This window comes from Flavobacterium enshiense, assembly GCF_040750275.1.
Lineage (GTDB): Bacteria > Bacteroidota > Bacteroidia > Flavobacteriales > Flavobacteriaceae > Flavobacterium > Flavobacterium enshiense_B.
Map to the genome: position 1 here is coordinate 102,198 of NZ_JBDOCV010000022.1, position 23,800 is coordinate 125,997.

General features: G+C 41.3%; 21 protein-coding genes. 7 read left to right on the top strand and 14 right to left on the bottom strand.

Annotation, left to right across the window (positions count from 1 at the left end; translation table 11 throughout):
- Positions 1-4: 4 nt before the first annotated feature.
- Together ABGT15_RS14300 and ABGT15_RS14305 are read left to right on the top strand one after the other, a co-directional pair.
- Positions 5-403, top strand: coding sequence for a VOC family protein (locus tag ABGT15_RS14300; RefSeq protein ID WP_437125373.1), 399 nt, complete (start codon positions 5-7; stop codon positions 401-403).
- Between the two features lie 26 nt (positions 404-429).
- Positions 430-747, top strand: coding sequence for a TM2 domain-containing protein (locus ABGT15_RS14305; RefSeq protein WP_367232135.1), 318 nt, complete (start codon positions 430-432; stop codon positions 745-747).
- 41 nt (positions 748-788) lie between these two features.
- Here ABGT15_RS14305 and ABGT15_RS14310 read toward each other — a convergent pair whose 3' ends face one another.
- Together ABGT15_RS14310 and ABGT15_RS14315 are read right to left on the bottom strand one after the other, a co-directional pair.
- Positions 789-1,169: a DUF5684 domain-containing protein gene (locus ABGT15_RS14310; protein ID WP_367232136.1), complete on the bottom strand. Its 381-nt coding sequence runs from the start codon at positions 1,167-1,169 to the stop codon at positions 789-791.
- 39 nt (positions 1,170-1,208) lie between these two features.
- Complete coding sequence (locus tag ABGT15_RS14315) at positions 1,209-3,014, bottom strand: GNAT family N-acyltransferase (RefSeq protein WP_367232137.1); 1,806 nt, start codon at positions 3,012-3,014, stop codon at positions 1,209-1,211.
- 193 nt (positions 3,015-3,207) lie between these two features.
- Here ABGT15_RS14315 and ABGT15_RS14320 point away from each other — a divergent pair, with 193 nt between their 5' ends.
- The 3 genes from ABGT15_RS14320 to ABGT15_RS14330 all read left to right on the top strand — a co-directional run bounded on the left by ABGT15_RS14320 (position 3,208) and on the right by ABGT15_RS14330 (position 6,141).
- Entirely contained in the window at positions 3,208-3,969 is a 762-nt protein-coding gene (locus ABGT15_RS14320) for an exodeoxyribonuclease III (RefSeq protein ID WP_367232138.1), read from the top strand.
- A gap of 59 nt (positions 3,970-4,028) precedes the next feature.
- Entirely contained in the window at positions 4,029-4,994 is a 966-nt protein-coding gene (locus tag ABGT15_RS14325; RefSeq protein WP_367232139.1) for an OmpA family protein, read from the top strand.
- A gap of 109 nt (positions 4,995-5,103) precedes the next feature.
- Positions 5,104-6,141, top strand: a complete 1,038-nt coding sequence (locus ABGT15_RS14330) for an aldo/keto reductase (RefSeq protein ID WP_367232140.1) — start codon at positions 5,104-5,106, stop codon at positions 6,139-6,141.
- Between the two features lies 1 nt (position 6,142).
- Here ABGT15_RS14330 and ABGT15_RS14335 read toward each other — a convergent pair whose 3' ends face one another.
- The 3 genes from ABGT15_RS14335 to ABGT15_RS14345 all read right to left on the bottom strand — a co-directional run bounded on the left by ABGT15_RS14335 (position 6,143) and on the right by ABGT15_RS14345 (position 10,120).
- Complete coding sequence (locus ABGT15_RS14335; protein ID WP_367232141.1) at positions 6,143-7,522, bottom strand: PQQ-dependent sugar dehydrogenase; 1,380 nt, start codon at positions 7,520-7,522, stop codon at positions 6,143-6,145.
- 79 nt (positions 7,523-7,601) lie between these two features.
- Positions 7,602-8,777, bottom strand: coding sequence for a vWA domain-containing protein (locus ABGT15_RS14340; RefSeq protein WP_367232142.1), 1,176 nt, complete (start codon positions 8,775-8,777; stop codon positions 7,602-7,604).
- Positions 8,778-8,797: 20 nt separating this feature from the next.
- Complete coding sequence (locus tag ABGT15_RS14345; RefSeq protein WP_367232143.1) at positions 8,798-10,120, bottom strand: hypothetical protein; 1,323 nt, start codon at positions 10,118-10,120, stop codon at positions 8,798-8,800.
- A gap of 149 nt (positions 10,121-10,269) precedes the next feature.
- Between ABGT15_RS14345 and ABGT15_RS14350 the strand changes: the two genes are divergently transcribed.
- Together ABGT15_RS14350 and ABGT15_RS14355 are read left to right on the top strand one after the other, a co-directional pair.
- The gene (locus ABGT15_RS14350; RefSeq protein ID WP_367232144.1) at positions 10,270-12,102 is read left to right on the top strand and encodes a tetratricopeptide repeat-containing sensor histidine kinase; all 1,833 of its coding nucleotides are present in this window, start codon (positions 10,270-10,272) and stop codon (positions 12,100-12,102) included.
- The gene (locus tag ABGT15_RS14355; protein ID WP_367232145.1) at positions 12,099-12,848 is read left to right on the top strand and encodes a LytR/AlgR family response regulator transcription factor; all 750 of its coding nucleotides are present in this window, start codon (positions 12,099-12,101) and stop codon (positions 12,846-12,848) included. Before ABGT15_RS14350 ends, ABGT15_RS14355 begins: the two co-directional genes overlap by 4 nt.
- A gap of 32 nt (positions 12,849-12,880) precedes the next feature.
- Here ABGT15_RS14355 and ABGT15_RS14360 read toward each other — a convergent pair whose 3' ends face one another.
- The 9 genes from ABGT15_RS14360 to panD form a co-directional block, all read right to left on the bottom strand.
- A complete protein-coding gene (locus tag ABGT15_RS14360) occupies positions 12,881-15,247 on the bottom strand; it encodes a T9SS type A sorting domain-containing protein (RefSeq protein WP_367232146.1) in 2,367 nt (788 codons plus the stop codon).
- 122 nt (positions 15,248-15,369) lie between these two features.
- Entirely contained in the window at positions 15,370-17,340 is a 1,971-nt protein-coding gene (locus tag ABGT15_RS14365; protein WP_367232147.1) for a transglycosylase domain-containing protein, read from the bottom strand.
- Between the two features lie 13 nt (positions 17,341-17,353).
- On the bottom strand, positions 17,354-17,869 hold the full coding sequence (locus ABGT15_RS14370; RefSeq protein WP_367232148.1) for a hypothetical protein: 516 nt from the start codon (positions 17,867-17,869) through the stop codon (positions 17,354-17,356).
- A 6-nt stretch (positions 17,870-17,875) separates the two neighbouring features.
- The gene (locus ABGT15_RS14375) at positions 17,876-18,340 is read right to left on the bottom strand and encodes a gliding motility lipoprotein GldH (RefSeq protein ID WP_367232149.1); all 465 of its coding nucleotides are present in this window, start codon (positions 18,338-18,340) and stop codon (positions 17,876-17,878) included.
- Positions 18,341-18,343: 3 nt separating this feature from the next.
- Positions 18,344-19,783 carry a TlpA family protein disulfide reductase gene (locus ABGT15_RS14380; protein ID WP_367232150.1) on the bottom strand — a complete coding sequence of 480 codons (1,440 nt, stop codon included), beginning with the start codon at positions 19,781-19,783 and terminating at the stop codon, positions 18,344-18,346.
- A 14-nt stretch (positions 19,784-19,797) separates the two neighbouring features.
- Entirely contained in the window at positions 19,798-21,159 is a 1,362-nt protein-coding gene (radA, locus tag ABGT15_RS14385; protein WP_367232152.1) for a DNA repair protein RadA, read from the bottom strand.
- Between the two features lies 1 nt (position 21,160).
- Complete coding sequence (locus ABGT15_RS14390) at positions 21,161-22,423, bottom strand: alpha/beta hydrolase (RefSeq protein WP_367232153.1); 1,263 nt, start codon at positions 22,421-22,423, stop codon at positions 21,161-21,163.
- Positions 22,424-22,470: 47 nt separating this feature from the next.
- Positions 22,471-23,433, bottom strand: a complete 963-nt coding sequence (locus ABGT15_RS14395) for a lysylphosphatidylglycerol synthase transmembrane domain-containing protein (protein ID WP_367232154.1) — start codon at positions 23,431-23,433, stop codon at positions 22,471-22,473.
- 2 nt (positions 23,434-23,435) lie between these two features.
- Complete coding sequence (gene panD, locus ABGT15_RS14400; protein ID WP_367232155.1) at positions 23,436-23,786, bottom strand: aspartate 1-decarboxylase; 351 nt, start codon at positions 23,784-23,786, stop codon at positions 23,436-23,438.
- Positions 23,787-23,800 lie beyond the last annotated feature (14 nt).

Here is a 23,800-nt window from a genome sequence, read left to right on the forward strand (position 1 = left end):
AATTATGAGTAAAGACAATATGAAGCGTGTAACCGGTTTAGGCGGGTTCTTTTTTAAATGTGACGATCCCAATGCCACTAAAGAATGGTATAAGAATCATTTGGGTATCCCAACAGATCAGTATGGATGGTCTTTTTGGTGGAAAGATAAAGAAGGAAACGATTGCATGACCCAATGGACGCCTTTTGATGCTGGGACAAAGTATTTCGAACCCAGTCAGAAACAATTCATGATGAATTTCCGAGTAGAGAATCTGGAGGAATTGTTGAAGGTTTTAAAAGAGGAAGGTGTAACAATTGTAGGGGAAATGGAGACTTATGAGTATGGGAAATTCGGATGGATATTAGATCCTGAAGGCAATAAGATTGAGCTTTGGGAGCCGATAGACGAGCCACTCCTTTAATATTTATAAAATCAAAAAATTTCAATATGGAAGTTACCAAACCAAAAGAAGACTGGAATACACCACAAAATCTGCCTCAGGAAAACAAAAAAGTAGTTGCAGGTGTTTTGGCTATACTTTTAGGCAGTATAGGGGTTCATAAATTCGTCTTGGGCTATAATACGGAAGGATTCATCCTTTTAGGAATTACGCTTTTTTCATATTTAACCATGTGTTTTATAATCGGGGCTTTCTTGGTGTGGATTCCCGGTTTCATCGGATTAATCGAAGGAATCATCTACCTTACAAAATCCGATCAGGAGTTTTATGAGATTTATCAGGTAAATAAAAGGCCTTGGTTCTAAAATAAAAAAGCCCCGAATTCGGGGCTTTTTTATTTTATTTTTTATACTTGAGGTGTTCCTATTTCGTTTACTTCGCTGGTTTGGATGTACACATATTGTGCGCTTCCAAAGGCTAAAATCGGGTAAAAGATAAAAGGAAGAAAAATCAAACCAAGTGTAAAACCAGTGCTTTTTCCGAAGGCTTTGGACAATTCATTTACAGCAACAATTGCAAAATAAATGTTTACCAAAGGAATGAAAAACATGAAAATCCACCAGGTTGGTTTTTTAATAACCTCCAGAAGTACAATGCCGCTGTAAATCGGGATTAAGCATGCCCACCCCGGTTTTTCCGCTTTGGTGAAAATTTTCCATTGCGATGCGATTAGTAAAAGACAAGGTAAAAGAATAAGTAATAAAAGAATTAATAAAAGTGCTCCCATAAGTAATGAATTGTTTTTGGTTACTATTTAAATAATTGGTTAATGGTTCATTCCTTTTTCCTTACGTTCCAGTTCAGCCTGTAGTTCTTCGATGACAGGGCGTACGGTGCTTTCCGGTAAGTCGGCAATTCTGATGTACATTAAGCCGTCTACGGCGTTGTTAAAAAGCGGATCGACATTGAACGCCACAACACGCGCATTCTGTTTGATGTATTTTTTAATAAGTACCGGTAAACGCAGGCTTGACGGCTCGATTTCGTCGATGATTTTGTCAAATTTATTTAAATCTGCTTCTGCTTCGTTGAAGACAAAATCTTTGTCTGCGTCTTTCAATTTTACTTTGTATTCTTTCTTCGGATGCACGTATTGCGCCACATACGGGTCATAATAGTGTGATTTCATGAACTCAATCATCAGTGATTTTGAGAAATCTGAAAACTGGTTACTGATGCTCACTCCTCCAATCAAATATTTGTGTTCCGGATAACGCAACGTGGTATGCACAATTCCTTTCCAAAGCAGGAACAATGGCATGGGTTTTTGCTGGTATTCTTTTACGATGAATGCGCGTCCCATTTCAATGGATTTACTCATCATATCGTACAACTCCGGTTCAAATCGGAACAATTCCTGAAGATAGAAACCATCTATACCATGTGCGGCAAAAATTTCGGTGCCTAATCCCATACGGTAGGCGCCTGCAATCAGTTGGGCATCATCGTCCCAAAGGAACATGTGGTAGTAGTAGTTGTCGTATTTGTCTAAATCCAGCGATTCGTTTGTGCCTTCACCAACTTCGCGAAACGTAATTTCGCGTAAACGCCCTATTTCATGCAGAATGTTTGGTATTTTGTCTGCTTTTACAAAGAAAACTTCATAGTTTTTACTTTGTAACATGCGGTAAGTGCCTTTTCTTAATTCGGAAATTTCTTGTAGAATCTGCTCGTGATTGGCCGGTTTGGCTATCTGTTTCGGGCTTTTGGGCAATTTAAGGCTTGGTGTCTGAAGGAGTTTGTTGTTGTCGGTCTCAAAAACATTGGACAACATATACGTTTTACGACGAAGGAATTCCGAATATTCTTCGATACTCCCGTGTTCGTTTTGTTCGGCTACCGAAATCGGCTTTCCGATACGCACTTTAATCACGCGGTCTTTCTGGGTAAGCAGTTCCGATGGTAGTTTCGCGGTACGCAGGGTGTCGTTAATCTTCGAAAGAAAGTAAAATAATTTGCTGTTCTGCGCATGGAAATAAATTGGTATTACCGGCACCTGTGCTTTGCGGATGACTTTAATTGCGCCTTCCTCCCATGGTTTATCCACCACGAGTTTGCCGTCTTTGTAGGTGGAAACTTCTCCGGCCGGGAACATTCCCAACGGTTTTCCGTCACTTAAATGGCGAAACGTTTCTTTCAGTCCTATGACGCTTGACTTGGCATCTTTGTGATTTTCAAACGGATTGACCGGCATGATATACGGTTTCATCGGTTCAATACGATGCAACAGGAAGTTGGCGATGATTTTAAAATTCGGCTCTTTCTCCAGCATCAGTTTTAACAGTAGAATCCCGTCAATTCCTCCCAGCGGATGGTTGGAAATGGTAATGTAAGGACCTTCTTTCGGTAAGCGTTTTAAGTCTTCTTCGGGAATTTCGAATTTGATGTGGAATTCGTCTAGTATTGCATTCAGGAACTCTAAATCTTTTAAATTTTTGTTCCTGTTGTAGATGTCGTTCAGGGTGGAAATGCGGAGTACCTTCATCAACAGCCAACCGGAAAATGTTCCCAGCATTCCGTATTTGTCGGTTTTTATGGCTTTTGCAACTTCTTTAGCGGTAACTAACCCCATTTAATATTCATTTTGGCGATAAAAACAAAGATAGTAATTCTGTCGAATGACGAAAGTAAAAATACATATTATTATGACTTTTCAGACTATTATTTTTGGTAGGTAATTGACACTGAATTGTTTATAACATTTGCGTGAAACTGTTATAAAAGTGAATGTTTTTTGGTTATTTTTGGGAAAATTAAACATTAAAATGAAGATTATATCCTATAACGTAAACGGAATTCGGGCAGCGATCAATAAAGGTTTCTTGGATTGGCTTAAGAGTGCGAATCCCGATGTTATTTGTCTTCAGGAGATTAAGGCTTTACACGAGCAGATTCCTGTGATGGAAATTGAAGCCGCGGGCTATCCGTATCAATATTATTTTCCGGCAGAAAAAAAAGGATATAGTGGTGTGGCGATTCTTTCCAAAATTGCACCAAAAAATGTGGTGTATGGGACAGGTATCGACTATATGGATAAAGAAGGACGTAATTTAAGAGCGGATTTTGATAACTTTTCAGTGATGAGCCTTTATTTACCGTCAGGAACCAATATCGAGCGTTTGAGCCATAAGTTTCAGTATATGGATGATTTTCAGCAATATATTGACAGCCTGAAAAAAGAAGTGCCAAATTTGATTATCGGTGGTGATTACAACATCTGTCATGAAGCCATCGACATCCACGATCCGATCCGCAATGCAACGGTATCCGGATTTTTACCACAGGAGAGGGCCTGGCTCGACAGTTTTATGAAAAGCGGTTTCATTGACAGTTTCCGTCATTTCAACAATGAACCTCACAATTATAGCTGGTGGAGTTATCGTGCCAATGCCCGAAACAATAATAAAGGCTGGAGAATTGATTACAACCTGGTGAGTGAACCACTAAAAGATAAAATGAAACGTGCCGTGATTTTACCGGAAGCCAAACATTCCGATCATTGCCCTGTGTTAGTGGAAATGGAATAGTGAGGCATGTGTGATAAAATAAATAGAGAAGAATTGATTAACGCTAAATACCACAAAAAATGATAAAACAAGTATCTGCAGGGATTTTGGCTTTGGCCTTAACCACCTCGTGTGTGTCGAAAAAGATGTACACGGATTTAGAAACCAAATTTGCCGATTTGAAAAAAGAAAACCGCTCGTTGGCGGATGAAAATGAAGCCTTGAAAACCGGTAAAAACCAATTGGAGTTAGACAAAACGACATTACAAACGGAATTGGATAAGTTAAAAGCAGAACGCGACAAACTGGCTTCCGATTATGCTGCGGCAAGTAATAATTTGAAAACGTTGCAGTCATCCTACAATGCTTTGGAGAAAAACAGTGACGAAGCGCTACAGTCGAACATGAACAAAAATCGCGAATTGTTGGCACAATTAGAGGCAAAAGAAAAAGCTTTGGCAGCTGAAAGAGCGCGTCTGGACAAATTGAACAAAGACCTAAAAGACCGTTCGGATCGTGTGAACGAATTGGAAAGCATGATTGCAGCCAAAGAAGCAGCAATGAACAAGCTTAAAGAAACGTTGTCTAAATCGTTAAAAGCATTTGAAGGAAAAGGATTGACGGTACAACATAAAGACGGTAAAGTATACGTTTCAATGGAAAACAAATTGCTTTTTCAGTCGGGAAGTTGGGAAGTAAACCCGGAAGGTAAAAAAGCGGTGGATTTGGTTGGAAAAGTATTGGGCGATAATCCGGATATTTCCGTGTTAATCGAAGGACATACCGATAACGATAAAATCACCGGAGCTATAGGTGGTGGCGTCGAAAACAACTGGGATTTATCCACTAAGCGGGCTACGGCAATTGTAAACATTCTTACGGCAAATGCTTTAGTGAGAAAAGAAAATTTAACGGCAGCCGGGCGAGGAGAATATTTTCCATTGGCATCGAATGAAACGGCCGATGGGAAAGCGAAAAACCGCCGTATTGAAATCATCCTGACACCGAAATTAGATGAAATCAATAAGATGTTAAACGAAATCTAATCGTATTAAGTCATAAATAATAAAGGTTCAGAGTTTTGATTCTGGGCCTTTTTTTATTTATCCAAACTCTGCAACTTTGTATCTTTGCAACTTTGCAACTCAAACGGAAATGAAATACATCACTTTACCCCATACCAATTTACAAGTCAGTGAAATTTGCTTAGGCACCATGACCTTTGGCAATCAGAATACCGAAGCTGAAGCCCATTCCCAATTGGATTACGCCGTTGAAAGAGGTATCAATTTTATCGATACCGCGGAAATGTATCCTATTGGTGGCAACGAGCATATTTTCGGCAGTACGGAACGTTTCATCGGCACCTGGTTGGCTAAAAACAGTCATAAAAGAGATAAATTGGTGGTAGCCACTAAAATCGCAGGCCCAAACCGAGGAATGGGCTATATCCGCCAACCTCTGGATTTTTCAAGGAAAAGCATCTATGAAGCGGTGGAGTTAAGTTTAAAAAACCTGCAAACCGACTACATCGATTTGTACCAGATGCACTGGCCGGAGCGTGTGATGAACATGTTTGGCAAGCGAGGGGTTTCCGAAACCGATCCGCAATGGGAAGATAATATTCTGGAGGTACTGACAACTTTCAATTGGTTAATCAAAGAAGGAAAAATCAAGCATATCGGAGTTTCCAACGAAAATCCGTGGGGCGTGATGAAATTTTTAAACGAAAGCGAAAAACACCATTTGCCACGAATTGCGACCATTCAAAATCCTTTTTCGTTATTGAATCGTTTGTTTGAAGTAGGGTTGTCTGAAATCTGTATGCGTGAAAAAGTTGGCTTATTGGCTTATTCGCCGCTGGGATTTGGTTTCTTGACCGGAAAGCATTTAAACGGAATTGTACCGGAATCGCGTTTGGGATTGTTTCCGCATTTTACCCGATATACCAATGAGAACTGTTTCAAAGTGACTAAAATGTATCAGGATTTGGCGCACAGTTTGGGCTTGTCCTTAACGGAGCTTTCCCTTGCTTTTGTAAACCATCAGCAATTTGTAACTTCTACTATCATTGGGGCGACGTCGTTGGATCAGTTGGAAGAAAATATCAATGCGTTTGCCGTAAGATTAACCGATGAGGTACTGTTTGAAATCAACAAGATTCAGGAAAAAATACCAAACCCAGCGCCTTAAATTATTCTTTGATTAGTTTCTGAACGGAAGTCGCACCGAGATTGTCCGTCAATCGTAAAAAATAAAAACCAGTGGGTAACGTTTCTGTATTTAGGGATGTTATGAGCTGGTTTTCTGTTTTTCTAGTCAGTATTTTTTTTCCGTCGGTATTAAAGACTTCCAAGGCTGTTACAAAACTCACAGCATTCAGGTTTTGTATAAAAACTTCCGATTTTGCGGGATTCGGATAAATAGTAAAAGCGGTTTTTTCCGATGCCACCGTGCCCAACGAACTGTCTACAATTTTATAAATCGTTCCGTTACCGATGGAGGCAACATACAATTCGCCATTGACATCTTCTCCGAAGCTTACAAAATTGTTCCCGGAAAAAGTAGGAGAAAAGGTCACATTGCCGGAAGCATCACTCATGCCAATTTGAGCTTTGCAATAATCAGAAAAGAAATAGTTTCCCTGAAAATTTGGAAATTGTGTTCCGCGGTACACATAACCACCGGTAATCGAGCAGAAACCATTGCTGTGATTAGTAACGAAAAGTGGTGCTTTCATAGTATTTTGAGGCGGACAGCCAGTTGTGTTATAGGCGCTATTTCCCTCGTAACAACGCCAGCCATAGTTCAATCCGCTTTCAGTAGCAGCGGCACGATTCACCTCTTCATAGAGGCTTTGTCCCACATCGGCAATCCACAACTCACCAGTTTGTCGGTCAAAAGAGAATTTCCAGGGATTGCGCAAACCAATCGCCCAGATTTCATCGGCTCCAGCAACTCCCAAATACGGATTACCAGCCGGATTACTGTATAGAGCACCCGAATTGACATCAATACGCAGCATTTTTCCCAACAATTCATTGATGTTTTGGGCCCGATTCCCCGGATCGCCACCACTGCCGCCATCGCCCATGCCGATGTACAAATACCCGTCAGGGCCAAATTTCAAAGTGCCGCCGTTGTGGTTGGAAAAAGGTTGGGCAATGGTTAACAGTATCGTGCCGGTAGGATTGGCAATATTCGGATTTCCAACATCTACCGAATACCGTGCAATAACGGTTGCTCCGTCACTGATTCGGGTGTAATTCACATAAAAAAAGCCGTTGGTGGCGTAATTCGGATGAAAAGCAAGGCCTAATAACCCTTGTTCGCCACTTTGATTGGTTAGGGCGGTAATGTTCAGAAATGGGGTAGTGTTTACCGTTCCATTGGCATTGAGGATTTTGATGCGTCCATCCTGTTCCACGACAAAAAGACGGTTGTCACCGCAGTGCGTAATTTCAACCGGAGCCGCAAAACCCGTGGCAAAACTCTGAAGTCCGACACTGCCGGTTTGCGATAGACTTTCACAGCTTATGAAAACCAAAGCCATTAATAGTGAAAGGTATTTCATGGTTTAAGTATTTGGTTATTATAAAATTATAAAAAAATCCCGACACTTTGGCCGGGAAGTTTGTTAGGATTATGGGTGTTTACTTTTCAACGGTGTAGCCTTTCGTTTTGGCAAAGGCAATAACCGAGGTGTTGATAGCGCCGCCTAAATCGTCCTGAGCATTGGTTTTCTTCATTTCTGCATCGATGTAGGCCTGACGTTTTTTGCCCAGTTCCCCAATTTCTTTCTGAATGGCTTCGCGTTCTTTGGATTTCTGCTCCACATATACTTTGATTTCCGCTTTCGATTTGTTTTGCAACGTTGCCGGTAATTCTTCTTTTTTCAGTTTGTCGATGGCACCCTTATCGTCTTTAACCTTGTCCACCAAATCCCAACTGTCGTTTTTATAAACCGCTTTGGATTTGCTCACCGCACGTTCCGCAAAATTAGCTTGGGAAACGCCTTGCGCATTGGCATCCTGCAACTCCTGATTCGCTTTTTTGGCATGTCCCGAGGCACCGTAACTGATATACGTGGTGTTGATTTTGGTATTGCATTCCGAAATGCGCACATCGTAAGGCGTGGCAATGTAAAGAACTGCTTTGTTGGAATCAATGTTGAAATATTTTCCTTTTCCTGCATCGGCGCCGTCTTTCCAAAACGTGCGGATGCCTTCTTCCTGATTCCCGCAGAAAATGGTGTTGATGTAAATGTCTTTTTTCAAGGCATCACTAATCGCTTCTTTGTAGTTGATGCCGCCTTGGTTGAAGGGTTCGTTCCCGGCAATGTACACCAGTTTCATGTTGGAAGCGTCTTTGCCCCAGTTTAGCTGTTTGGTAGCATCGGCGATAACAGCACCGCAGTATTCCGAACCGCCGTTGGTACGAAGGGAGAACAATTTTTCGGAAATCAGATCCAAATCGGTAGTTAGTGGCGCCACCTGACGGATGTAATTGGCTTCAGCGGAAAGGCCGTCGTTCCCGTATTCGTACAAACCGATTTCGATGTCCGGTGTTTTGCCGTGGTATTTCAAGGTAGTTAAAGTATTGACAATGTTCCACAAACGGGATTTTGCCTGTTCGATCAAACCGTCCATGCTGTTGGAGGTGTCCAGCAAAATGGCGACCTGAATTTTAGTGTTTTCTGTTTTTGCCGGTTTTTCATCCACAACTGTGGAAGCCGTTATTGGATTGGTATCCTTGTGGTTGAAATTGGTGCAGTTTGCAAAAGAAAAGGCAGTTGCAAGAAGTGCGGAGGTGATGAATGTGTTTCGCATGGTATTTGTCTTTTTAAAAATTATTGTTGTAAGGTTTTGATGTCGTTTTCAATCGTTAAAATCAATAAGCAGGTTGCGGTACAGAAAACCGGGCTGGTAATACAATGGTGGCCATTCCAGCTGCCGTTTTCGTTTTGGATTTTGATGATTTTCCCGCTTACGTTGTCATACCAGTGTTTCCAGTCGCTGTCTTTTTTTACAATTAAGGATTCGCCGGTTTGCAGAAAACTCATGAATTCCTCACCGCCGTTGTTTCCGAAACCATTCATGACGTTGTTGTCCATCGCCTGTACTTTGGCGGCTTTGTAGACTTTACTGGCGACTTCATAGGATGCCGCTTTTTCACGGGTTACGCCGGCTTTTTCCAGATTTTCCCGGTTCATTTCCGCTCTTCTGTCGATTTTTCCATCGGCTTTCGCTTTTTCGAACACTTCTTCCGCCTCTTTGGCTTCTTCGGCACTACCGCGCACCGAACTGCTTACGGCATATAACATGATTCCGGCACCGTCTTCGGTTTTGGCGGTTTTGCTATCCGCATCGTAATTGCTTTTTTGATAATTTCTTGCGGCCGTAATTTTGTCTTTATTCACTTTGATGCTTTTGTTTTTGGCTGCTTTTTCCAGTCCGGCGTTGGCGAAAGACGATTGCAACACACCAGCCCAACCGGCACCGCTTACTTTTCCGTTGTCATCATAGGATTTTTCCACTTTGTCCACACAAATCTGTATGGCGTTTTCGACTCTTTTTTTCAGATTCCCGTCGGATAATGTCGGTACTACTTGATTTAAGAATTGCAAAGTCAACGCAGCATCAATGTTTTGCCCCAATTTGGTTTGGATTTGAGTACCGCGCACTTGGGTGATGTACTCGCTGTTTTTGTTTTTTTCTACTTCGGATAATAAAAAGTCCAATGCGTCTTTCAATTGTTCTTTGTATTTGCCTTTGTCGATGGAATAACCCATTCGGTATAAAGCCATGGAAGCCATCGCGGTGGTTGCTGGATCGGAACTTACCGCATGCGGGTTCATTTCCCCTTGATTGCTGTGGGAACCGGCACCCCAGCCACCGTCATTGTTTTGGGCTTCTACTAACCATTTTTCGCCTTTGTCGATCGTGGCAGCGGTTTTGGAATCATTTTTGTACTTCGCATAATCGGTTACCGATTGTTCGCCCATGACCGACATAAAAACACAGGGCTTTTCTTCGGAAAGTGGTTGTGTTATTTTGATGGGCTGTTCGTATTGTGCTTCGTAGTGTACCTCGGGATTAAATCTGGAGGTGATAGCCGCTCCGGTTACCAAGACTGAAGCGCTTAAGACTGCGATTAAATTTTCCGTTTTCATGATTTTTGGTTTATGATTCTATCCCAAAATTATCGTGAGAAAGCACAGGTTTTTTGCACAATGGGTGAAACCCGGTTTTGACTTGGTGAAATGCCTTGCAGCACCGTTTTTAAAATATTTACTTTACATTTACATAGAAACCTATAAACATGTCAAAGAAAACGGCCCTTTTAACGTTGCTTTTTTTATTGCTGAACTTCAGTTTTGAAGCTTTCGCGCAGCAGGATACGGTACAACCCAGTGTAACAAAAAGTAAGAAAGCGGCCTCTTATAAAATCAGCAAAGCAGCGGATGACCTGAAAGAATCGCTGGACGCTAACAATGAGGTTCAAATCGCCAAGAATTATGAAAAATTAGCCGACGGATTTATTGAAAAAGGCGATAACGTGAAGGCGGAACAGTATTTAAACAAAGCGTTGTTTACGTATAGAAAGCTAAATCGGAATACGGACATCATTCGTGTAACCCGAAATCTGGCCAAAGTACAGGAATCACAGCGAAAAGTAAATGCCGCCATTAAAAATTACGAAGCAGCCGGTGCAGCGGCGGAAGATCAAAAGGTAATTCAACTGAATAAGAACGACGCCAACCGTTTGCGCAACATGGACAATCCCGAAGCACAATCGTCTTTTGTACAATCGAACATCCAGTTGTTGGAGAAAGGAGACAAAAAGGAAGAAGTAGCCGATGCTTATGTACAACAAGCGGAAGTCAGCCTTCAGCAAAAGAATAAGGAGGTGGCGATTCAAAGCTATGAAAAGGCGATTTCCTACGTCAAAGACAAACCGGAAGAAGTGGCCAAACTGAAAAATGAAATAGCCAAGGTGTATGCCTCCGACAATCAGTTTGACAAAGCCCTTGCCATCAACGAGAAATTGTTAACCGACGCGCAAAAACAAGACGATTTCGATACGCAAATCAAACAGTTACAAGCCTTAGCGACCATTTATTTTAAGAAGAACGAACCGCAAAAAGCCATTTTATCCTTAAGACAGGCCTATCAACTCGCGTTACAGCAAGGAAAAACCGCTGAGGTAAAAACGAGCCTGTTGCAGTTATTACACTATTATAAAGCGAACGGCAAAGACAAAGAGAGCATTGAGCTTTACGATGATTTTTTTCAGAATTTCGATAAACTCATCCGAAACGACAGTTCGCTAATCGATGAAAAAACGTTTCAGGTCACCGAAGAGAAAATCCGTCAGCTGGAAAAAGAAAAAGCGTTGAAAGACGAACTCATCGCTAAGAAAAACACGTTTAATTATGTGCTTTTGGGATCACTTTTACTGTTGCTGTTGTTGGTCGGATTGATTGTGAAAGCGCTCTATTCCATCAAAACCAAAAACAAAGAAATTGCGTTACAGTCGTTGCGTAGGGAAATGAATCCGCATTTTATCTTCAACAGTTTGAATAGTGTGAATCAGTTTATCTCGCAGAATAAAGAGCTGGAAGCCAACAAATACCTCACGTCATACTCCCATCTGATGCGTAACATGATGGAAAATTCGAACAAGGATTTCATTAGTCTGAGCAACGAAATCGAGCAACTGAAGAAATACCTGGATTTGGAACACCTTCGTTTTCAGGATAAATTCGACTATCAGATAGTGGCGGACGATGCGCTTGATACCGAAACGACTTTAGTGCCAAACATGCTCATTCAGCCCCATCTGGAAAACGCGATTTGGCACGGATTACGGTATCGGGAAACCAAAGGATTACTCTTGCTGAAATTTGAACTGAACCGAGGAAAAGTATCCGTAATAGTCGATGATAACGGCATCGGCTTGACCGAAAGTGCCGCTTTGAAAACCCGCAACCAAAAAGTGCACCAGTCGCGTGGCGTAACGAATACCAAGGAGCGCATTAACCTGTTGAACGACTTGTACAAAACGAATATTGATTTTTCCATCACCGAAAAAAACAGCGGTGCGACCGGAACTTTGGTTATGCTAACGTTCCCTTTGCTTGATAAACTATGATGACAATTTCCAAAATAAAAGCCGTAATTGTAGAAGACGAGTCCGCCGCACGCGAAGTCCTCAAAAACTACCTGAGCAAATATTGTCCGCAGGTGGAAGTAATTGGCGAAGCGCAAAACATCAAGGAAGCCGTGCCGTTATTACATGAGGTAACACCACAGTTGGTCTTTCTCGATGTGGAAATGCCGTTCGGAAATGCCTTTGACGTGTTGGAAGCTTGTAAAGATTTGCAATTCGAAACGATTTTTGTGACCGCATTTTCGGAATATTCGTTAAAAGCGCTTAACCAAAGTGCGGCGTATTATTTGCTGAAACCCATTAGTATTGAAGAATTGATTGTAGCAGTCAACAAAGTGCAACAGCATATTCTGAATAACGAACTGTTCAACCGGAACAAAATTATCGTGGAGAATTTCCGCGAAACCCAACCGGAGAAAAAGCAGGTGATTTTACCCACGTTGGAAGGTTTTGAAGTCGTGAAAATGGAGGACATCGTTCGTTTGCGCGGCAATGGGAACTTTACGGATTTACACCTGGCGGACGGCAGTAAAAAAATGGTATGCCGTTTCCTGAAGCATTTTTCGGAGATTCTGCCGTTTCCATTTTTGCGGGTACACAAATCGCATATCATCAACATCAACTTTGTAAAATCGTACAACAAAGGCGGTTACATCATGCTGAATGACGGGACGGAAATCGAAATTTCACCCACCTATAAGGACGAGTTTCTAAGAAATTTTAAATAAAAAAACCGCTATTTTAAAGCGGTTTTTCTGTATTAATTGCGGATAACTTTTATTGTTTTTATTTCTGAATCGGAAGTTATTTTTAAAATATAATTTCCTTTTTCAAGTGAAGTCATATCGATTTGATTTTGACCGGCTTTTAAAGTACCTGTGATTACACATTGTCCAATCAGGTTGTAGATTCGGTAGCTTGAATCAGATTTTATGCCTGAAATGTTTAGAATGTCTTTTACCGGGTTGGGGTAATAAGAGAAATGCTCGACATTTGCTGTAGTATTTCCAAGTGTGGTAGGTGTGTAAGTATTTCTAAATTGTCTTGGATTGCCTGAGAAATAGATGTTGTATTCAATTGTAATGACTCCAGTGCTTGGATTGTACGTGCTGGCATTAAATTGTTCCGGAGTCTGATTAATTTGATTGCCGTAATATTCAAAAAGCATTTGGTCTTCTACACGAATATTATAACCGACCCTTTTAAAACGGTATCCAGAATTGCCATATGCGTTTATGGCTATTGTTCCTGTGCTTCCCGGTGTACCGCCTTGTGGATAATAGAGTGCAACATTGGTTGTTCTGTATTCGTTTAAACCCAAAGATGTAATCGTTTCGTTTGTAAAATTGTATGGCCCACCAGTAGTGTTTAATCTTTCGACTAATGTGTTGTAGATTCCTGGTAATTGAGGTTCTGTTACTGTAAGAACGCCACTTTTGTAGGTGACACCATCCCAGAAATTACCTTGTCCTGAGTTGTCAATGCCACCATAAACATAAGTGCCATCTGTCATTAAAAATCGTGTGGCATAATAATAAGTTGCTCCCACACTACATGCGATTGTGCCGTTGTATTCATCATTGCTTCCTATATAGGCTCCGTTATGCGTAGCAGGTACCCAATTAGACCAATACATTGGATGAATGTTTTGTCCGGGAGGACTAACTCCAACCCAGACCTGAATACCGGGCGCTTGTCCAGAAATGTTTGGGGCAACATCCGTCACACCAGAAACAAAAATCTGTCCTGAAATGGTGAAAGGAGTGTCAAAAGCAACGGTTCCGGATGATGGCCCTAGTAAGTTTGCAAACTGGGGTGTTGGTGGAACTGCATTACCTCCGGGACTAAGTTTGATTATCCAGCAGTCTGTTCCCCCATGATTGTTGGAAATGTCTCCGTTATTTGAATAAGTATAGCCGGCAGTAATATAGCCTCCGTCTAGTGTTGGAGTTAGGCCTAAACTATATTCGTCAAGGCTTCCACCGTATGATTTTTGCCATTGTATCGATCCGTTATTGGTGATTTTTAACACCCAAAAGTCATAGCCTCCATGGTTGTTTGTAATATCGCCATTATTTAGGGTGCTTCTTCCAAATACTACATATCCATTATCTGATGTCTGTTTTATTCCACTAACAATTTCCGATCCAGAGCCACCATATGCTTTTTGCCAGACAATATTTCCTGATGCGTTAAGTTTTGCCAACCAAATGTCGGAATTTCCGTGTGTGCCGGTAACGTCACCATTCGTTGACTCACTGTCTCCGGCTACAATATAACCTCCGTCACTGGTTTGAATTGTTTCATACCCGGAATCCGATCCTGTTCCACCAAGGGTTTTTTGCCACTGTATATCTCCTGATTCATTAAGCTTAAGTATCCAATAATCGTCATTACTAGGTCCACCATAACTGGCAACAACATCGCCATCATTAGATTGTGAATATCCTGTGACTATATAGCCGTTGTCCGAGGTTAGAGTTACAGTTTGTGCTCTATCGATATTTGAACCACCGTAAGATTTTTGCCATTGTATTGTGCCGTTAGCGTTTAGCTTTACAATCCAATAATCTTCCCCCCCATTATTTTCAGTAAGGTTTCCATCGTTAGAATCAGAAAGGCCAACAAAAATATAGCCTCCATCCGGAGTTTGCTTTATGTTGTACGCATAATCATCATTTGTGCCACCTAACAAGTTTTGCCAAATTATTTCACCGGCAGAGTCCAGTTTGACAACATAAACATCGCCCCCTCCATGGTTTCCAGTAAAACTTCCGTCATTTGAGTTAGTTACGCCTGCGAAAATATAGCCCCCATCATTTGTAAGTTCTATATTTGATGTCCAAGCCCCACTTGACCCGCCAAATGTTTTATTCCATAAAATATCTCCGGCGTTATTTGTTTTGACTACCCATACATTTGTACTTCCTGTATTGTTGGTAATATCGCCATCAATTGAAGATGTTGATCCAGCAAAAATGTAACCGCCATCGGGTGTTTGTTTTATACTTTGCGCATAATCATTGCCTGAACCACCATATGCTCTTTGCCATTGAATAGTTGGCGATTGTGCATAAAGAAATAGGGAAAATGTTGAAAATAATATCAAAAAGTACAGTTTTTTCATGCTTTTTATTTTCTTGTAAAAATAGTACAATTTTTAAGTTAATGAAGAATTACCTTTCAAAAAGGCGTACTTGTAATTGCTTTTTTTCGAAAAAAGCATGAAAGTCGAAAATAAGCAAAGGCTTAAAAATCAAACTCGTCCGGATCAAAACTAATCGAATCCGTAGCCGTAGAATCTACAACGGTTTTCAGTTTCAAAAACGAACGCGCTCGACCCGAAATGTAAATCGGAATCGATTGTCCAACGGTGTCCATGTCTGTAATCAAAGCACGGCGCAGCATCAGGTTTTTGATGTATTTCTGGTTTTTCTGCGCATACGGTTTCTGATTGCCGTCCCCATCAAACTGCCACATGAATTTTTTGGGTTTCGGTACGATGGAAGCCAAGTACAAACATTCATTCAGGGTTAAATCGCTAGGCTTTTTCTGGAAATAGAATTGTGCAGCTTCCCCGATACCATACACATTCGGGCCCCATTCAATTACGTTGAAATACACTTCCAACATTCTGGATTTGCTGGCAATGCGGTTGTTTTCCAAAATATATACCAACAGGATTTCTTCTAATTTACGCGACAAAGTTTTTTCACGGGTTAAGAAAACGTTTTTCACCAATTGCATGCTGATGGTACTCGCGCCACGGGCAAATTTTTTGGTGCGGATGTTTTTCACAATCGACTGTTTAAAGGCTTCGTTAATAAAACCACGATGGCGGAAAAACGACGGGTCTTCATTGGTCAAGACCGCTTTTTCCAAAAAGGGCGCAATTTGATCCAAAGGCGTATAATTCGGATTGGCGGCTCCCACTAAAATAGGTCGTTGCTCCACACCGTTTTCGATGGCGCGGTAGGTGAATTCGCCGTTCAGTTTGGCTAAATCGGCAGCACCGTATTTGGTAATGCGTAAGTTTTCTTTGTTGAGTTTGCTGTCAAAAATAAGGTCGTTCGGTTTGTTTTTGTTGTATTCGAAATCAAGTTGATAGTCAAAATTCCCTTCCGCTTCCATACCTTCGAAGTTGGTAAACAAGCCTTTGGGTAACGAGGTGATAAAATCCTGCGCTTTCATTTTTGGAATATCTACTTTCAGTTTGTAAATCGTGTCTTCTTCGGTATTGTATTCCGCAAACGGTTTCACTTTGATGTGATTCAATTGCGCCGATGAGGTGCTGTCAATCGAAATGAAATCGCTACCCAGAAGAAAACGATAATCGAAACGCGCCTTGGCAATCACCACGTCTTTTTTGGCTATTTTCGGATGGTTCAGGGTGAAGTTTTCGATGGACGTAAAGCCGTCAATGTGGAGTTCGCCGCTTTCCATTTCCAGTCGGTCCAGTTTCACCTGAATGTTGTCGAAGCTTGATTTTAAGCCGAAACGTTCGTCAATGTATGGTAATTGGATCTTGGACGTATCGCTGCTGGAAAATTTTAAATCCGCTTTCTTATCGCGCGGGTCGGCAAACCCGCTGATTTTCCAGTTTTGGGCAAACGTGTTGGTTTGTACCTGAATTTCCGATTGTAACTGATGGTCTTCTAAACGCAAATCGTTCAGATGAAAGATTACTTTCCGGCCCATGTCATCCATCCGAAGCGAAAGGTTATCGAGTTGCATTTCCGAAGGCACCAGGTTCAGAAGTTTGTTGAGTATGCGGTAGGCAAGCTTCGCGTAATGGCGTTTTTCCGTTGATTTTTCTTCTTTGTCGCGTTTTAGGAACGCATCGAAATTGCGACCGTTTTTGTTTTTAACTAATTGGATGAATCCGTTGTTCATTTCCAGATTCTTCAACTGTAAATCACCGGTAATGAGTTCTGCAAGGTTGTAACTCGTTCTGATTTTTTGAACTGCTAATAAAGTGTCGGCATTTTGAGGAACCAAAACCATGTCGTGCAATTCGACTTCCGAAATACCGTTGAAGTTTGCTTTTTTTACCGAAAAATCGCAATGGTACTCGTTTCTGAATTTTGCTTCGATCTTGGTTATGGCTTTTTGCAATAATGTATCGCGAAAGAGATACAAGCCGGCAAAAGCCAATACTAAAAGTACTGTGAAGACTTTCAGGAACAGAAAAAACTTTTGCTTTTTGGTTCTTGTGCCCATTGAAATTAATGTGTTATTGTGACAACGAAGCTACTAAATTTTCTACTTCCAATTTCTGTCCGGCGTATTTTTGTTGCAGTTCGGAACCTTCGCCCATGCGTTTGTAGTATTCTATGGCTTTTTGCGCAAAGAATTTCTTGTGAAAATCCGAACATTCGGGAATCTTTGGAAAAATTTTATGAAACAGCATTTCGTAATACGCCTGCCATTCGCGCTCGTTTTTATCCAAAACCGGATTCTCTTTTGATTTCTGCATGACGTGTACCATTTCGTGGGCAATCAGGTTCAGAATCAGCTCAAAAGGAAAGGCAAAAGCATTTTCGGGCAAACGGATAATTTGTGGTTCGCCGAACGTACCTTCGGTAGTCATCAGGATAAAATCCGGTTGGGCCGCTTCCCGGTATTCGAATCCTTTGAAATTGGGTTGTTCCAAGCCGAATTCCTGAATCAGAAACGAACCCGCCTGAGCCGTTTCGCCCAATTCATGGAACGTATTGATGATTTGCAGGATTTCGGCCTGGGATTTCATGCGTTATTAGTTTACGGTTTTTACGTCAAGGCCAACGCCAAGTACATTGGGCAGATAGGGGCCCTGAAAAGCGTGAGCGAAGGTTACTTTGTAAGTCCCTTTGGATAGTTTTACGTTTTCTTTGAAAGGAACGATTAAATCGCAAACATCGCCACCGCATTCGGCTAATTGCTTTCCGGCAGCGTCTTTTATCTTAAGTTCATAATCCATCTGTTCTTCTTTTCCGTCCGGACCGGTAAGGGTAATTTTTAGCGGAACACTGGCATACTGATAATCGTATACATGACTGAATTTTAGATTTAAGGTGTAGGTTTTGGTATCATCTTCTATGGCAAAGTCGAAAGTTTTGGTATTGTCAGACGTCCAACGGTTGCTTTCAAAATCCGTTTCCATTTTGCTGTACACTGAAGTTTTGTCGCAGGAAGTAACAAAAGAAAGTAATCCTAAAAAAATAAAATGTTTGATTGTCATGATTTATGGTTTAGTTAGTTTACGGATAATATTTTTAATGCTTTCAAGGGAATCGGAATAACCCCGGTACAAAATTCTTCCTTTGTGATCGATAAGAAACAGTGTTGGATAGCTGTCAATGGCTAAGTTTTCTAAAATTTTGTTCTTTCTGGGGATTTCTTGTTTGATGAATCCCTGTGTCCAGTTTAGCTTTTTCTTTGTGACATATTTCTTGACCCGTTCCGCATCTTGATCCACGGCAATGCTTATCATGTTTAGTTGTGAAGCAAATTCTTGTTGTGTTTTCTTCAATTCGGGCGTTAGGGCTACGCAAGGGCCGCACCAGGTACCCCAGAATTCCAGAAGTGTGAATGGTTTTTCGGTAATGATGTTTTGTGTGGCTATCGTTTGGTTGTCCAAATTCTGAAACTCGAAATCCTGTAAGTACGAACCGATTCTGGTACCGTAATTTTTGGCAACATCTTTTACTTTTCGAAGATAGACTTTAGCGATATCGGTGGCCACACTATCCGTTACATAAAGGGAATTGTTGATGACGATGGAATCGTTTAGATTGTATAGAAATTGTTTGTCGAAACCGTATTCTCCAAGATTAGACGGAATTTCTTTGGGTTTTACATAGAGTTTTCCATACTTGTTCATGTAGCCTAAGTAAGCAATGTTCATGGTTTTCCCGTTGATGGTTTTTTCGCCTTTCCAATAATCCGATAAACTGAATAACGAAAAATAACCTCTTTTCTTCGGTTCAATGTTGGGCCACCAATGGTTGTTTACATTCGGATAGAGAATGAATTTACGATTAAAATGGTGCTTTTTTTCCTCAATCTTTATTTCATAACTGTAATTGGAGCTTTTAACAGTATTTAAAATTTGGGTATTTTCTTCAACCGTATTTCGGAAATTGCTATCGTATTCAAACAGATGATCGTCTCCGAAATCTTTGTTTTTGTTCATGTCACCAATCAGAAACTGCTTGTTTTTCCGGAAACCTACTGCGTAAATTGCAATGTTGTCATACTTTTGTTTTGTAAAGCCAAGGGTGTCCTTGTATTGACTTTTATACAATTCCAAAAGGTCTTTTTTTGTGACATCACCCGATTTATAGGCTTGATAATTAAGGTTTAAGGTACGCCATTCGGCAGTAAAAAAATAGACGGAATCATGCGCTGGAATATTTCTGTAGGTTTCGGGTATGGATTTTAAGTATTTAGGATAGGCTTCCAGTGATTTCAGAAAATGTTCGTTTAAAAAACTATTGAGAGTAATCCCGTTCTCTTCCGTTTGTTGCAGGTCGATGGTAATGTATTGTTCCGACGCATTGTTTTCCTTTTTGGGTAAGGATACTTTACGAGGGTTCGATTCAAGGGATTGTCCTTGCGTGAAATGGGAAGCAATCAATGCGAAAAACGTAAAAAAAAGTACACTAAGTTTTGATTTTTTCATAGTTTTCAGATGTGTTAGCCAAACAATTCTTCCGCCACATCTTCAATCTTCGCCACCATTTTGATGTCGATTAAAGTGTTTTTAAGGGAGATTTTGCTGTATTTCGAAACGAAAATGGTCGAAAATCCTAATTTTTCTGCTTCCTGTATGCGTTGTTCCACCCGATTCACCGGACGGATTTCGCCGGAAAGCCCTACTTCGGCAGCAAAACAAAAATCTTTCCCCACCGGAATATCTTCGTTGGAAGAAAGTATGGCAGCAACCACAGCCAAATCAATCGCCGGATCGTCCACCGAAATGCCTCCGGTCACATTCAGGAAAACGTCTTTTTGTCCCAAACGAAAACCGGCCCGTTTCTCCAAAACCGCTAAAAGCATGTTCAGGCGTTTGGCATTATAACCTGTAGTGCTGCGTTGCGGGGTTCCGTACACGGCCGTGGAAACCAAAGCCTGAATTTCAATCATTAGAGGGCGCATGCCTTCCATGGTGGTGGCAATGGCGGTTCCGGATAATTCTTCTTCTTTATGAGAGATTAAAATTTCCGAAGGATTCGCCACTTCGCGCAGCCCAGCGCCCTGCATTTCATAGATGCCCAATTCGGCAGTGGAGCCAAAACGGTTTTTGAGCGAACGCAAAATACGATACACATGGTTGCGGTCGCCTTCAAATTGCAAAACGGTATCGACCATGTGTTCCAAAATTTTGGGTCCGGCTATGGTACCGTCTTTGGTAATATGACCGATTAGGATGACCGGAACATTGGTTTCTTTGGCGAATTTGATCAGCTCTGCGGTACATTCCCGTATTTGGGAAATACTGCCGGCCGACGATTCAATATACTCCGTATGCAAGGTTTGAATCGAATCGATAATAACGATTTCCGGTTCAATTTCCTGTATCTGACGGAAGATGTTTTGGGTTTTGGTTTCGGTTAAAATATAGCAATTGTCGGTATTGGCGTCAATTCGTTCGGCGCGCATTTTAATCTGTTTCTGGCTTTCTTCTCCCGATACATAAAGGGTTTTGTAGGGAAGTTTTAAGGAAATCTGAAGCAGTAAGGTACTTTTACCGATGCCCGGTTCACCACCCAATAAGGTTAGGGAACCCGGAACCAATCCGCCGCCTAAAACCCGGTTGAGCTCCCCGTCGGTGGTGTTCATCCGGATTTCTTCGGCAGAATCAATTTCTTTTATTTTTAAAGGTTTGGGTGCTTTTTTTACCGTGGTGGTTTCGGTTTTCCAAGCAACTTTTTCTTCTTTTTGTATTATTTCTTCAACTATGGTGTTCCATTCTTTGCAGGCGGTACATTGTCCCTGCCATTTGGCAAATTGAGTGCCGCAACTCTGGCAAAAAAAAGAGGTTTTGAGTTTGGCCATTTTATTGTTTTGGTTCTTCGGCTGGAGTTTCTGTAGGTGTTTCAGCAGGGGCATCGGTTGGTGTTTCCGCCGGTTGTTCCTGCAGTTCTTCTTCTGATTTTTTACGATTTTCTTTGCCTTTTTTCAGTTGTCCTTTGATGTTTTCGGCACGTTCCAGCATCATGTCTTTAGTTAAATCGCGGATGGGTTCCTGACCAAACGCAGACATAAAGGTTTTTTGTGCTTTAGCAGGTTCCCCCGTGTTGTCGTACATCATGGCTAAATGATAGTTGGCCAACATCGCTTTTGGATAATGCTTTTTGGCTAAATCGGATAAAGGTTTGAAATCTTCGTAGTTTTTGTTTTTCATAATGGCGGCTTCAATGGCTTTGAAGTCGCTCAAACGTATTTTCGGCATAAAGCCCAGTTTTTTTTCAATACCGGTGTATTTGTCAATCAGGTATTGGGTGTGGCCTTTGTCCAGTTTGCCCAGTTTTTCCTGAAATTCGTTCATCGAAATCGGCTGATAACCATCGAAAATGGCGTAAATCGCACTGTTGATGGCATTCGGAACCAACGAATAATGCGAAGAATTTTTGAAATCGTCGAAGCTGTATTTTACGAATTCGGTTTTTACAATTTTAGCGCCTTCATCCAATACCTTGATGCGTTCGCGGTCTTTCTTTAAATCTCCGTCTGCCGTTGCCAAATAGAAGAAAATCGGTTTTTGCATGATTTTCAATCGGTCCGGAATTCGGGTTTCCATTTCCGCCGGTAAATCCGGACTTAAGCATAGATAAGCGTTGAAAACAGGGTTGTCTTTGTATAAATAAGCGTTTAGAAAACCAGCGGTCAGATCATGCCCGACAATCAAACGATACGGCGCTACTCGAAATTTTTTCTCAAGGTAAGGCAACAGTTCGATCCCGATAAATTCGAAGAATTTCGCCCCTTGTTCGGTAGGTATTCCGTTTTCGTCAAACTGTGAATCGTATTCGCGTTCGTTGGCACCGTTTTGGTTGATCCCCACCAAAATTACTTCAGGAAGATCGTCCCAATACGCACCGTATTTCATAACGCCCATAACAGGGTCCAACAGGTATTCGTTGTCCAAAACCACGAAGATGGGATATTTTTTATCTTTATTCGATTCGTAAGAAGGTGGTAAAACAATAGTAATATTGCGTGGGCCGTTTAGTTTTTGTGATTCAAACGGTTCGTCAAAACGTTGTGCAAACAAAGAACTTGTTACAAATGCAAACAATAACAGTAATTTGGTTTTCATATAATTTACTTTAGTTAGCTGTTAAAAAGGAACAGCAATATAGTAAATTATTTCTTGCGGTGCAGTATTGGTAAAAGTAAAAAGGAAAGTCCTCCCAAAAGGACAACTAATGCGGTTTGAGATGTCCATAAAATCCAGCCAAAAGCAGTCCCAGCTGTTTCCGGAATGCCATACAGAAAAAGGATTTGGGCAATCATTAGCGGGAAAGCGCCAAAGCCGCCATTGGTAAAAGTAACGGCCAGACTGCCTACCACAAATGCGGTCACGATGGTGCCAAAGCCTATTTCGCTGGTTTCCGGCAGGGCGAAAATTGCGGAATAAAAAGTCAATACGTAGGAAATCCAAATCACCGCTGTATACACCATGAACGGAACGCGGTTCGGCATTTTGAACGTGCTCAAAAGTCCTTCAATTAAACCGGCTATTTTTTCTTTGATGAAAAGTATGGGTTTCCATTTGGAATAGATGAAAAGAAGTACAGCAGTTATGCATCCGATGCCACCGAAAATACCCAAATAGATAAGTTTTTCAACAGGGATTTTAGAAGTAAAAAAAGTCTGTAACTGATCAAACTGAAGTAACAGTGCCGTCACAATGAAACCTATCAACAGGAATAAATCAATTACGCGTTCGGCTATAATAGTTCCGAAAGATTTGTCGAATGGAATGTCTTTGTATTTTTTTAACACCAAAGCCCTGGAAATTTCACCGGAACGAGGTACGGTATAATTCATCAGGTATCCGATGTTAACGGCTGAAACATTGGTTTTGAAATCGGACAGGTAGCCCATGTGCTCGAGGCTGTAACGCCAACGGTAACCCCGGGCAGCTAAACTTACGATGGAAAAAACAGAGGAAATGACAATGTAGCGGTAATCGGCATTTTTGAAATAGCCTTTCATTTCTTCAAGCTGTTCCGGTGTAAACTTGTTGTAGGTATAAAAAACTAAAAAAACTCCCAACAAAAGTGGGAGTGTGATGCTTAGTATTTTTTTTACCTTTTCGTTCAAAACTATTTTAGGGAATTGTCTTCTTCGTTCGGGAAGATAATCGACGGTTTGAACGTTTTGGCTTCATCACAGGTAAGAGTGCCGTAAGCAATAATGATGATAATGTCACCTTTGTGTACTTTTCGGGCAGCCGGTCCGTTTAGGGTAATTTCACCGCTGTCTCTTGGTCCTGTGATGGCGTAGGTTTCCAAACGTTCCCCGTTATTAAGGTTTACGATGGATACTTTTTCGCCTTCATAAATATTGGAAGCTTCCATTAACGCTTCGTCTATGGTAATACTACCGATGTAGTTTAAATCGGCTCCAGTCACCTTTACGCGGTGAATCTTGGATTTTACAACTTGAATCAACATGATGCAAAGTTATA